At 58.5% G+C, this 12,073-nt stretch carries 8 protein-coding genes; all 8 read left to right on the forward strand.

The genetic code is table 11. The features are described 5' to 3' along the window. The first annotated feature begins 170 nt into the window (after window positions 1-170). The 8 genes from ACFIO0_RS10050 to cysG all read left to right on the forward strand — a co-directional run bounded on the left by ACFIO0_RS10050 (window position 171) and on the right by cysG (window position 12,011). The gene (locus ACFIO0_RS10050) at window positions 171-1,538 is read left to right on the forward strand and encodes an ABC transporter substrate-binding protein (protein WP_390915200.1); all 1,368 of its coding nucleotides are present in this window, start codon (window positions 171-173) and stop codon (window positions 1,536-1,538) included. A gap of 64 nt (window positions 1,539-1,602) precedes the next feature. Further along, window positions 1,603-2,676: an ABC transporter permease subunit gene (locus ACFIO0_RS10055; RefSeq protein ID WP_390915201.1), complete on the forward strand. Its 1,074-nt coding sequence runs from the start codon at window positions 1,603-1,605 to the stop codon at window positions 2,674-2,676. Between the two features lie 5 nt (window positions 2,677-2,681). Continuing rightward, on the forward strand, window positions 2,682-4,352 hold the full coding sequence (locus ACFIO0_RS10060) for a nitrate ABC transporter ATP-binding protein (RefSeq protein ID WP_390915202.1): 1,671 nt from the start codon (window positions 2,682-2,684) through the stop codon (window positions 4,350-4,352). Window positions 4,353-4,356: 4 nt separating this feature from the next. Then, the gene (gene nirB, locus ACFIO0_RS10065; protein WP_390915203.1) at window positions 4,357-6,789 is read left to right on the forward strand and encodes a nitrite reductase large subunit NirB; all 2,433 of its coding nucleotides are present in this window, start codon (window positions 4,357-4,359) and stop codon (window positions 6,787-6,789) included. Then, a complete protein-coding gene (gene nirD, locus ACFIO0_RS10070) occupies window positions 6,786-7,121 on the forward strand; it encodes a nitrite reductase small subunit NirD (RefSeq protein ID WP_390915204.1) in 336 nt (111 codons plus the stop codon). The genes nirB and nirD overlap by 4 nt, the downstream gene beginning before the upstream one ends. Further along, window positions 7,118-9,697, forward strand: coding sequence for a molybdopterin-dependent oxidoreductase (locus tag ACFIO0_RS10075; protein ID WP_390915205.1), 2,580 nt, complete (start codon window positions 7,118-7,120; stop codon window positions 9,695-9,697). The genes nirD and ACFIO0_RS10075 overlap by 4 nt, the downstream gene beginning before the upstream one ends. Further along, on the forward strand, window positions 9,694-10,638 hold the full coding sequence (locus ACFIO0_RS10080; protein ID WP_390915206.1) for a glycosyl transferase family protein: 945 nt from the start codon (window positions 9,694-9,696) through the stop codon (window positions 10,636-10,638). Before ACFIO0_RS10075 ends, ACFIO0_RS10080 begins: the two co-directional genes overlap by 4 nt. Beyond that, window positions 10,635-12,011 carry a siroheme synthase CysG gene (gene cysG, locus ACFIO0_RS10085; RefSeq protein WP_390915207.1) on the forward strand — a complete coding sequence of 459 codons (1,377 nt, stop codon included), beginning with the start codon at window positions 10,635-10,637 and terminating at the stop codon, window positions 12,009-12,011. The genes ACFIO0_RS10080 and cysG overlap by 4 nt, the downstream gene beginning before the upstream one ends. Window positions 12,012-12,073: the final 62 nt, after the last annotated feature.

Genomic DNA, 12,073 nt, shown 5'->3' on the forward strand with positions numbered 1-12,073 from the left:
GCATTGCGACCGGCCCGCGCATCCGTCACCCTGATCTCAGAACAACGATGTTCTCGCGGCCAACAATGTTGATGGCCTAAGAATACCAGAGCAAAGCCGCTCGACGAAGCACACGCCCCTCCCGCGTGTGTCAGTCGGCGGCTTTTTTCGTTTTGACAGGGACACTGATAATGATGACTTTGAAATACCTTCTCGCCTCCGGCGTGTTTTTTGCAAGCCCGGTCGCGGCTGAAATGCTGGACCTTGAAAAGGACGAACTAACATTCGGCTTTATCAAACTGACCGATATGGCGCCTTTGGCCGTTGCCTATGAAAACGGTTATTTTGAGGACGAAGGCCTGTTCGTGACCCTGCAAGCGCAGGCAAACTGGAAAGTTCTGCTAGACGGCGTGATCGACGGGCAATTGGACGGCGCGCATATGTTGGCCGGTCAACCGCTGGCCGCGACAATCGGCTATGGCACCAAGGCGCACATCATTACGCCGTTTTCCATGGATCTGAACGGCAACGGCATCACAGTGTCCAACGACATTTGGGATCAGATGAAGCCGAACGTGCCAAAGATGGCGGACGGTCGCCCGCAGCACCCGATCAGCGCCAGCGCCCTGCTGCCCGTCGTTGAGGATTACAAAGACCAGGGCATCGCATTCAACATGGGCATGGTGTTTCCAGTGTCGACCCACAACTACGAACTGCGGTATTGGTTGGCCGCAGGTGGGTTGCAGCCGGGGTATTATTCACCCGATGACATCTCGGGCCAGATTGGCGCGGATGTTTTGCTGTCCGTGACACCGCCCCCGCAAATGCCCGCCACGATGGAGGCCGGCACGATCTTTGGCTACGCCGTCGGCGAGCCGTGGAACCAGCAGGCCGTGTTCAAAGGCATCGGCGTGCCGGTCATCACCGACTATGACATGTGGAAAAACAACCCCGAAAAGGTCTTTGGCATCACTGCCGAATTCGCCGAGGAAAACCCGAACACCACGGTTGCTTTGACCAAGGCGTTGATCCGTGCGGCCATCTGGCTGGACGAAAACGACAACGCAAATCGCGCCGAAGCCGTCGAAATTCTGTCGCGTTCTGAATACGTTGGCGCAGATCAAGACGTGATCGCGAATTCGATGACCGGTTTCTTTGAGTTCGAAAAAGGCGACCGCCGCCCTGCCCCGGATTTCAACGTGTTCTTTCGCTACAACGCGACCTATCCGTTTTATTCCGACGCCATCTGGTACCTCACGCAGATGCGCCGCTGGGGCCAAATCGCAGAACCGGTCACCGACGCGTGGTTCTTTGAAACGGCCAAAGACGTGTACCGCCCCGACATCTATCTAAGTGCTGCACGCATGCTGGTGGACGAGGATTTGGCCAATCAGGCGGACTTTCCTTGGGACAGCGATGGTTTCAAAGCACCAACACCCGCGGGCGATATCATCGACGGCATTGCCTATGACGGGCGCGCGCCGAACGCCTATCTCGACAGCCTGCCGATTGGCCTGAAAGGCACGCAGACCGTCGTTGGCAGCGATATCACCGACTAGCCAAATCAGCCCTGCGCGACCTGATTGCCAAAACGCCAAAACTTTGCCCTGAACGAGGCCCCACATGACCGCGATCGACACAGATACACTGACCCAAGACGCCCGCCGTACCCGCCGCTTTACCCTTATCAACAAGGCCGACGGATGGTTTCAGGTCTTTGGCCTGTCATGGATGACCCCGATCCTCAAGGCCGCCGCAGGTGACAACCCGCAGGCCCAAATCAAAGAGATTTGGCGCCTGTTGGGCGTGCCGCTGTTGGCAATTGCGATCTTTTTGCTGGCGTGGGGCGCATTGGCCCCCAAAGTGCAGACGTCCCTAGGCGCTGTGCCGGGCCCCGCCCAAGTCTGGGAACAAGTCGGCAAGCTGAATGCGGACGCCATCCGCGAGCGTGACAAAGAGGCCAAGTTCTACGAACGCCAAGACGTCCGCAACGCCAAATTGGTCGAGGCAGGCCGCCCCGAGGATGTGAAACACCGCTCCTACACCGGCAAACCCACCTACTACCAGCAGATCTGGACCTCGATTAAAACCGTGTTCTTTGGCTTTGTCATTGCCTCTGCCATCGCCATTCCACTTGGCATCGCGGCGGGCCTGTCGCCCACGGCAAATGCGGCGATCAACCCGCTGATCCAGATCTTTAAACCGGTCTCACCGCTGGCGTGGTTGCCGATCGTCACCATGATCGTGTCCGCCGTCTACGCCAGCAACGACGGGATGTTTTCTAAATCATTCCTGATCTCGGCCATCACGGTGACGTTGTGTTCGCTGTGGCCAACCCTGATCAACACCGCCCTTGGCGTTGCCAGCATCGACAAAGACCTGATCAGCGTGTCGCGCGTGTTGAAAATGAACACGTGGACCAAGATCACCAAACTGGTCCTGCCCTCTGCCTTGCCGCTGATCTTTACCGGTTTGCGCCTGTCCTTGGGCGTTGGCTGGATGGTTTTGATCGCCGCGGAAATGCTGGCGCAAAACCCCGGGTTAGGGAAATTCGTTTGGGATGAATTCCAGAACGGGTCCTCACAATCGCTGGCCAAAATCATGGTCGCGGTGTTCACCATCGGGATCATCGGTTTCTTGTTGGACCGCGTCATGTACGCGCTGCAATCCTTGTTCACCTTTTCGGAAAACCGGTGATCGACATGAACATTCTTACATTTTCAAACGTCAACAAAGGCTTTGGTGAAGGCGACAAACGCGCCGAGATCCTCAAGGACATCAACCTTGAAGTCGCAGAGGGCGAATTCGTGGCGATCCTCGGGTTTTCCGGCACGGGAAAGTCCACCTTGATGAACCTGATTGCCGGTCTCGAGGTGCCTGACACGGGTCACATCACCTTCAAAGGTGCGCCGATCAAAGGGCCCGGCCCGGAACGCGGCCTCGTGTTTCAAAGCTACTCACTGATGCCATGGTTAACCGTGGGCGGAAATGTCGGGTTGGCGGTTGATTCAGCGTTTCCCAAACTGTCCAAACCCCAGCGCCAAGCCAAAATCGATCACTACGTTCGCATGGTCGGCCTTGGCCACGCCATTGCGCGCCGCCCCGCAGAGCTGTCAGGTGGCATGCGCCAGCGCGTGGCCGTGGCGCGTGCCTTGGCCTTGGACCCTGAAATGTTGTTGTTGGACGAACCGCTTTCGGCCCTTGATGCCCTGACCCGCGCCAACCTTGCCGATGAAATCCTGGAGATTTGGGACCAAGACAAAAAGACCTGCATCCTGATCACCAACGATGTGGACGAGGCGATTTTGCTGGCTGACCGGATCATCCCGCTGAACCCCGACGGCACGTTGGGTACACCATTCGCCGTGCACATTCCGCGCCCGCGTGACCGGATCGCGATGAACACCGATGACGGGTTCAAGACCCTGCGCGCATCCGTCACGAAATACCTGATGGACGTCGGGATCGCCGCAAAAGTCGAGGAAACCAAAACCCTGCCCAGCGTCACACCGATCCACGGCGTTCCGGCGGCAGTTGCAAAGGTCCAAGAGGGCCAAATCGAAGACCGTTTCCTGAATTTTTCACAACTTCACAAGGTCTACCCGACGCCAAAAGGGCCGCTGACCGTAGTCGAAAACTTTGATCTCAAAGTGAACAAAGGCGAATTTATCTCGCTGATCGGCCACTCTGGGTGCGGTAAATCCACGGTGCTGACGATGGCCGCCGGCCTTAACCCGATTTCCAAAGGCGCGATCCGGTTGGATGGTTGGAACGTCGATGGGGCCGACCCTGAACGCGCGGTCGTGTTCCAGTCGCCCAACCTGTTTCCATGGCTTACGGCGCGCGAAAACGTGTCGATTGGTGTGGACAAAGTCTACCCCAAAGCCAGCCGCGCCGAGCGTCAGGATGTGGTCGAATACTACCTTGAACGCGTCGGTCTTGCGGACAGCATGAACAAGGGGGCGGCGTCGCTGTCAAACGGCATGAAACAGCGCGTCGGCATCGCGCGCGCCTTTGCCCTGTCGCCGAAATTACTGCTTTTGGACGAGCCGTTTGGCATGCTCGACAGCCTGACCCGCTGGGAGCTGCAAGAAGTGCTGATGGAGGTCTGGTCGCGCACCAAAGTCACCGCCATTTGCGTCACCCACGACGTGGACGAAGCCATTCTTTTGGCCGACCGCGTGGTCATGATGACAAACGGACCGCAGGCCACAATTGGCAAAATCACCGATGTGAACCTGCCCCGCCCAAGGACGCGCAAGGCGCTGCTCGAACATCCCGATTACTACACGTACCGCCAAGAGGTGCTTGATTTCCTTGAAGAATACGAACACGGCGCAAAACCCAAACCCAAAGCAATTGCAGCGGAATGAAAACATGACACAGACTTTAATCGTCATCGGCGCAGGCATGGCCACCGGCCGCGCTATCGAACATCTGCGAGAGGCCGGCGCCGACATCGACATCACGCTTTTTAACGCAGAGCCGCGCGGAAACTACAACCGCATCATGCTGTCGCCGGTGCTGTCAGGTGACAAAGCCTACGAAGACATCGTGACCCACACGCCCGACTGGTACGCCGCCAACAACGTCACCTGTCGCTTCGGGGAAAAGGTTGTCTCGATTGATCGCGCAGCCAAGACCGTGATGGCCGAAAACGGCGACGTGCTGGCCTATGACAAGCTGCTGTTTGGCACCGGATCGAACCCGTTTATGATTCCGCTGCCGGGCCATGATCTGGACGGCGTCATCGCCTACCGCGACCTCGAAGACACGCAGCGGATGATGGGCCTTGGCCCCGACAACAAAGTCGTCGTTATCGGTGGCGGGTTGCTGGGCCTTGAGGCCGCGGCTGGCATGGCCGCACGCGGCGTCGACGTGACGGTGGTGCACATCATGAGCCACCTGATGGAACGTCAATTGGACGAGGCCGCAGGGTATTTGTTGCGCAAGGCCTTGATTGAAAAGGGCATAACCGTTCTCTGCCAAGCCAATTCCAAAGACATCAAAGGCAAAGACGGTCACGTCACAGCCCTGATGCTGGACGACGGAACCGAATTGCCGTGCGATTTGTTGGTGATGGCCGTTGGCATCCGCCCGAATGTAAAACTGGCCCAAGACGCAGGCATCGCGGTGGGCAAAGGCATTCACGTGGACGACCAGATGGTCACCTCGGATGCGGATATTTTGGCCGTTGGCGAATGCGTTGAACACGACGGCGCGATTTTTGGCCTTGTCGCGCCGCTGTATGACCAAGCAAAAGTCGCCGCCGCCACGCTGAGGAACGAACACGCGACCTTTGTGCAAAAAGAACTGTCGACCAAGCTAAAGGTCACCGGTTGCGATCTGTTCAGCGCGGGTGATTTTGCGGATGGCGACGGGCGCGAAGACATCGTGTTTCGCGACCCTGCACGTGGTGTTTATCGCCGCCTCGTGATCGAAAACAACGTCGTCATCGGCGCGGTCATGTACGGCGATACCGCCGACAGTTCGTGGTTCTTTGGCTTGATCCGCGACAAAACCGACATCTGTGACATGCGCGAAACGCTGATCTTTGGACCCGCCTATCAGGGAGGGACCGCGCTGGACCCGCTCTCAGCCGTTGCAGCCTTACCGCGTGATGCGGAAATCTGCGGATGTAACGGCATTTGCAAAGGACAGATCGAAGACGCAATCGCGGCGGGTGCCACTGATTTGGGGGCTGTGCGCGCGGTCACCAAAGCCTCTGGTTCCTGCGGCACCTGCACAGGCTTGGTGGAACAGGTTTTGGCCGTCACTTTGGGCGATGATTTTGTGCTGCCTGCCGCCGCCTCGATCTGCGCGTGCACGGACATGACCCACGAAGACGTGCGCCGCATGATCAAAAGCCAAGGCCTGAAAACCATGCCCGCGGTCTGGCAGGAATGCGGGTGGAAAACATCGTGTGGCTGTCATGTGTGCCGCCCAGCGTTGAACTTTTATCTGCTGGCTGATTGGCCGCTGGAATACTGCGACGATCCGCAAAGCCGGTTCATCAATGAACGCAAACACGCCAACATCCAAAAGGACGGAACATTCTCTGTCGTGCCGCGCATGTGGGGCGGGATCACAACCCCGGACGAGCTGCGCGCGATCGCAGATGCCGCCGACAAATACAGGGTCCCAACCGTCAAAGTCACCGGCGGTCAACGCATTGATTTGCTTGGCGTAAAGGGCGAAGATTTACCGAACATCTGGAGCGATTTGAACAAGGCGGGCATGGTGTCAGGGCATGCCTATTCCAAAGGTTTGCGCACCGTGAAAACCTGTGTGGGCACCGATCACTGCCGCTTTGGAACCCAGGATTCAACCGGCCTTGGCATCAAGCTGGAAAAGGCGCTTTGGGGGTCATGGACACCGCATAAACTAAAGCTGGGAGTGTCGGGTTGCCCGCGCAATTGCGCCGAGGCGACCTGCAAAGATATCGGCGTCATTTGTGTCGACAGCGGTTTTCAGATCAGCATCGGTGGCGCGGCTGGCATGGACGTGCGCGAGACCGAATTGTTGATCCAGATCACGACCCAAGACGAGGCCATGGACGTGATCAAAGCGGTCACACAATTGTACCGCGAACACGCAAAATATCTGGACCGGATCTACAAATGGATGGCCAAAGTCGGCCTGGATTGGATCACTGAACAGATCGAAAACGCTGAGACCCGCGCCGCATTGATCGACCGGTTCGAACTGTCGCAATCCATCTACCGCAAGGATCCGTGGGCCGAACATGTCACGCAAAAATCGCAGGCCTACCAGCCCTTGGCGGACCTGACATTGGAGGCCGCAGAATGACCACTTGGATCGATATCGCCGCCCTTGACGACATCCCCAAACGCGGCGCGCGACTGGTAAAAACCAAACTGGGATGCGTCGCTGTATTTCGCACAGGCGCTGACGATGTCTTTGCGCTGGACAACGCATGCCCGCACAAAAACGGCCCCCTTGCGGACGGAATCGTGCATGGCAAAGCGGTGACTTGCCCGCTGCACAACTGGGTCATTTCACTGGAAACCGGCGAGGTCCAAGGACTGGATGAAGGCCAGGTCGCGACCTACCCTGCCCGCGTCCACGACGGGCGCGTTTTGCTGGACGCGACGTTCTTGCGCGAAAGATCGGTGGCATGACGTTGACCAAAACAACCTGCCCTTACTGCGGCGTTGGCTGCGGGGTTTTGGCGGGGGCTGACGGCACGATCAAAGGCGATCCTGACCATCCAGCCAACTTTGGGCGGCTCTGTTCCAAGGGCACAGCACTTGGCGAAACCCTTGATCTTGAAGGGCGGCTTTTGGCCCCCATGATCGGCGGCGTGACATCAAACTGGGACAGCAGTCTTGATCTGGTCGCCTCTAGATTTTCCCAAGCCATCAAAGATCATGGCCCCGACAGCGTTGCATTTTACGTGTCCGGCCAGTTGCTAAGCGAAGACTACTACGTCGCCAACAAGCTAATGAAAGGCTTTATCGGATCGGCAAATATCGACACGAATTCAAGGCTTTGCATGGCGTCCTCTGTTGCCGGGCACAAACGCGCCTTTGGCACAGACACCGTTCCGGGCACCTACGAGGATCTGGAAGAGGCGGATTTGATCGTGCTGGTTGGCTCGAATCTAGCGTGGTGCCATCCGGTGTTACACCAACGGATCACGGCCGCAAAAACACGTCGTCCCGCCATGCGCATCGTCAATATTGATCCGCGCAAGACTGCCACAAGCGGGTTCGCCGATCATCATCTGCGCATTAAACCTGACGGCGACATTGCCCTGTTCAACGGGCTGCTCGTTCATCTTGCAGACAGCGGCACACTTGATCTGGATTACGTGGCGAACCACGTCGACGGGTGCCAAGAAGCGATTGAAAAGGCCCGTCAAAGCAATCCGCTAACCTCGGGCCTAAGTGGTGATGAACTGGCCGCTTTCTATGCCCTTTGGGGCGGTACGGAAAAGGTCGTCACGCTCTATTCTCAGGGCGTAAACCAGTCGGTTTGTGGCACCGATAAGGTCAACGCGATCCTCAATTGTCACCTTGCCACAGGCCGGATAGGCAAGGCCGGATGCGGGCCGTTTTCGCTGACAGGCCAACCCAATGCGATGGGCGGGCGCGAGGTTGGTGGCCTCGCCAATATGCTGGCCAATCATCTGGACATCGAGAACCCGGATCACCGCGTCCGGGTTCAGGATTTTTGGGGCAGCCCGACAATTTGCACACACGCGGGACTAAAGGCCGTGGACCTATTTCAGGCCTGTGCGTCGGGCAAAATCAAGGCCTTGTGGGTCATGTCCACCAACCCCGCCGTCAGCATGCCAGACGTAAACGCGGTGACCGCAGCGATCAAAAACGTGCCGTTTGTGGTTGTCTCGGACATCATGGCGCACACCGACACCGGCGATTTGGCGGACGTGCTGTTGCCCGCAACCGGCTGGGGTGAAAAGGACGGCACAGTCACCAATTCCGAACGGCGCATTTCGCGACAGCGCGCGTTTTTGCCCGCCCCTCCGAACACGCGCCCCGACTGGCAGATCATCTGCGATGTGGCGCAGCGCATGGGCTGGAAAGACGCCTTTGCCTACGACACACCAGCCGAGATTTTTGCAGAATATGTGGCCTTGTCACAGTCCAGTCGCGATTTTGGGCGCGACCTTGATCTCAGCATCTTTTCGGATGCCGATTACGCCGATCTGATCCCGACGCAGTGGCCACAGAATGACAAACGGTTCTTTGCAGATGGTCAATTTTTTCACCCTAACGGGCGGGCCAGGATGCTGCCGATCGCGCAGCCTGTTGCCGATCATCCCAAGGGGTTTGTCTTGAACACCGGGCGCAATCGCGATCAATGGCACACGATGACCCGCACCGGCAAAGCCCCGCGATTGGGCGCGCATTTGGCGGAACCCTACGTCGAAATTCACCCCATGGACGCGGAAAAACTGGGGCTGAATGCCGGTGATCTTGCGCGCTCAACCAGCCCTCAGGGGCAGTCAATCTTGCGCGTTCTGATAACCGACCGCGTGGGCCAAGGCCAGCTGTTTGCGCCGATGCACTGGACCTGTCAGAGCAGTATTGGCGGGCGGTCAAACACCTTGATCCCTGCCTTGGCGGATCCCGTTTCGGGGCAACCTGCGCTGAAATCCACCCGCGTTGAAATCGAAAAATTTAACGCCAAATGGTTTGCATTTGCAGCCGGCGTAAACCCCCTTGAAACCCTAGCGGATTATGGCGCAATCGCGCGCAGTGCCACAGGATGGCAGGGTGAACTTGCGGGCCTTGAAACGCCCCCAGATTGGCAGGTTTTTGCGCGTCACATTTTGAACGCCCCCGCAGCCGACCTGTCGTGCGTCTATGACGAGCAAACCGGAACAACCCGCATCGCAGTGCACAACGGCGCCGACCTATGCGGTCTGCTGTTCGCCAGCCCGAACCCTGTGCGCCTTGCGCGCGCGCACGCCGTGTCGTTGATCGGGTCCCAAACCACAGCCCTTGTCGCTTTGGCCGGTCGCGTCAGCGAAGGCCAGCCAGACCCCGGCCAGACGGTGTGCGCCTGCATGAACGTCGGAATAAACACGGTGCGCGGTGCCATCGCCGCTGGCGCAGCCACGGTGGACTGCGTGGGCAAGGCAACATCGGCGGGCACAAATTGCGGGTCCTGCAAGCCGGAAATCGCAACGATTTTAGCGCAGTCCTCATTGCCATTGGCTGCCGAATGACCCTCGCCCCGTTTGTTCGCATTGTCGCCCAAGGAAAAGGCCGCGCGCGCAGTCTGACCATCGACGAGGCTGATGACGCGATGGCAGTGATCCTGTCTGGAAACGCCGCACCCCAAGCTGTTGGCGCCTTGTTGATGGTCTTGCGTTTGCGCGGTGAAACAGACGCCGAAATCGCGGGTTTCACGCGCAGTTTGCGACGCTCTGCCCTGTACAGCTTGCCCGCCGCCGATCTGGATTGGCCGTGTTACGCCGCAGGTCGAACCCGAGGCGCGCCATTGTTTTTGCTCGCAGCGCGGCTGGTGTCTGACGCCGGCTACCGCGTCTCGATGCACGGGTGGAATTCGCACCAAGGCCGCGGCGCTGATCTGCGAAAAGCAGTCGACAGATTAGGGATCGACGGCGGGCGGTTGACCTACACCTCTCTGGAGGCCCTCAACCCAGTGGCGTTCGAATTGTTAGGACTGCGCGACATTTTTGGCCTCAGATCTTGCATCAACACAGTGCTGCGCATGTGGAACCCGTCTGGGGCAAGTGCTTCTGTGCAAGGGGTTTTTCATCCATCCTATCGCGGTTTGCAATCGCGCGCCGCCGCGCTGCTGGGGGATCAAAACCTTTGCGTTATCAAAGGTGGTGGCGGCGAATTTGAACGCAATCCGGCCAAAGACACCACTGTATTCGGGCTACGTGCAGGTGCGGAGCTTGCCACTGTTGCCCCTGCATCAATCGACGACACGCGCCGTTTGCACGACCCTGATCACCCCGTTGATCTCGTCGCACTTTGGGCGGGTGCGCAGCGTGACACCTTTGCCCAAGCGACCGTTACCGGCACCGCAGCTTTGGCGCTGTGGGCGCTTGGTGCGCGCGACACGGTTTCTGAGTGCGACGCGCTGGCCTTAACGCTTTGGGACCAGCGTCACACATCCGAAGGAAAAACAGCATGAAGACCTTTCCAATGTTTTTGCAGATGCGAGGCCGCCGCGTCGTCATCGCAGGCGGCGGCGAACAGGCCGCGCAGAAATGTCGTCTGATCCTAAAAACCGAGGCCGCGATCACCATTCTTGCCACAGATCTGGATCCCGAATTGGCCGATTTGCACGCCACCGGACGCATCGATTGGCAGCGCGGGGCCATCACGCCTGATAGTTTCGCCGACACCGCATTGGTGTTCGTGGCCACCGGCTGCCCCGCGTTGGATGCGTGCCTGCACAAGCTGGCCAAAACCGCAGGTGCCACGGTGAATGTGGTCGACCAGCCCGATTTATGCGACGCGCTGACACCCTCGATTGTTGATCGCAGCCCGGTTGTGGTGGCCATCGGCACCGAAGGCAGCGCGCCCGTTCTGGCCCGCCAAATCAAGACCAAGCTGGAAACGTTGCTTGAACCCCGCTTGGGTGATCTTGCCTCGATTGCCGGTCGCCTTAGGGACCGCGCAGCACTGCGCCTTGGGCCACGGGACCGGCGCGATTTGTGGCGCTGGGTGTTCAACGGCCCCGTGCGCGACACGCATGCGCGCGGCGGTGAACGCAACGCGGCGCTGATGATCAAACAGGCCATTGATACCGGCACCTTTGGGGACACGAAAACCGGGTCCGTCGCGCTGGTTGGTGCAGGCCCCGGTGCCAAAGATCTGATCACTTTGCGCGGTGTTCAGCGCCTGCAAGAGGCTGACGTGATTTACTATGACCGGCTGGTTGACCCCGAAATTCTAGAGCTCGCGCGCCGCGACGCTGAACGGGTTTACGTTGGCAAAGCCCCGGGCTGTCACCATTGGCCACAGGATAAAATTAGCAACGTCATCGTGTCTGCGGCCCGCCAAGGCAAACGCGTTGTTCGTCTAAAATGCGGCGATCCGGGTGTTTTTGCCCGCGGACGCGAAGAGGTTGACGCCCTGACTGCGGCCAATATTCCTTATGAAATCGTCCCCGGCGTCACGTCTGCCAGTGCCGCATCCGCAGCCATTGGTGGTTTTTTGACCGAACGCGGCACCTGCGACACTCTTGTGTTTGCGACCGGCCAATCCGAAGACCCGCATAAATCACCAAGCTGGTTGTCAACTTTGCGCCCCGGCACACGGGTTGCGGTCTACATGGGCGTCGGTGCGGCCGCAAAAATAGTCGATCACCTAACCGCGTCGGGGCAGGCAAAGTTCATTGACGTTGATATCGTTGCGCACGCCCAAAAGCCGGAACAAATCACCGCGCAGTGTTCTGTCGACACGCTGCTTGCGACACTGGAACAGACAGGCGTTTCAAATCCCGCCATTTTGTTCCTGACTTGGCCGTTGCACCCCGTCCAGCTTGCGGCAACCTGTTAAGCGCCTTGGCCACGAGGTCAGCACACGCCAAACACCAGATTTGCGGGTTTTGTGTCGACGTT

It is taken from the genome of Pseudosulfitobacter sp. SM2401, from assembly GCF_042932805.1.
GTDB lineage: Bacteria > Pseudomonadota > Alphaproteobacteria > Rhodobacterales > Rhodobacteraceae > Ascidiaceihabitans.

Bases quoted from the DNA above. Each gene is read 5' to 3' on its own strand.
- ACFIO0_RS10050 (WP_390915200.1), top strand. From the start codon at position 171: ATGATGACTTTGAAATACCTTCTCGCCTCCGGCGTGTTTTTTGCAAGC.
- ACFIO0_RS10055 (WP_390915201.1), top strand. From the start codon at position 1,603: ATGACCGCGATCGACACAGATACACTGACCCAAGACGCCCGCCGTACC.
- ACFIO0_RS10060 (WP_390915202.1), top strand. From the start codon at position 2,682: ATGAACATTCTTACATTTTCAAACGTCAACAAAGGCTTTGGTGAAGGC.
- nirB (WP_390915203.1), top strand. From the start codon at position 4,357: ATGACACAGACTTTAATCGTCATCGGCGCAGGCATGGCCACCGGCCGC.
- nirD (WP_390915204.1), top strand. From the start codon at position 6,786: ATGACCACTTGGATCGATATCGCCGCCCTTGACGACATCCCCAAACGC.
- ACFIO0_RS10075 (WP_390915205.1), top strand. From the start codon at position 7,118: ATGACGTTGACCAAAACAACCTGCCCTTACTGCGGCGTTGGCTGCGGG.
- ACFIO0_RS10080 (WP_390915206.1), top strand. From the start codon at position 9,694: ATGACCCTCGCCCCGTTTGTTCGCATTGTCGCCCAAGGAAAAGGCCGC.
- cysG (WP_390915207.1), top strand. From the start codon at position 10,635: ATGAAGACCTTTCCAATGTTTTTGCAGATGCGAGGCCGCCGCGTCGTC.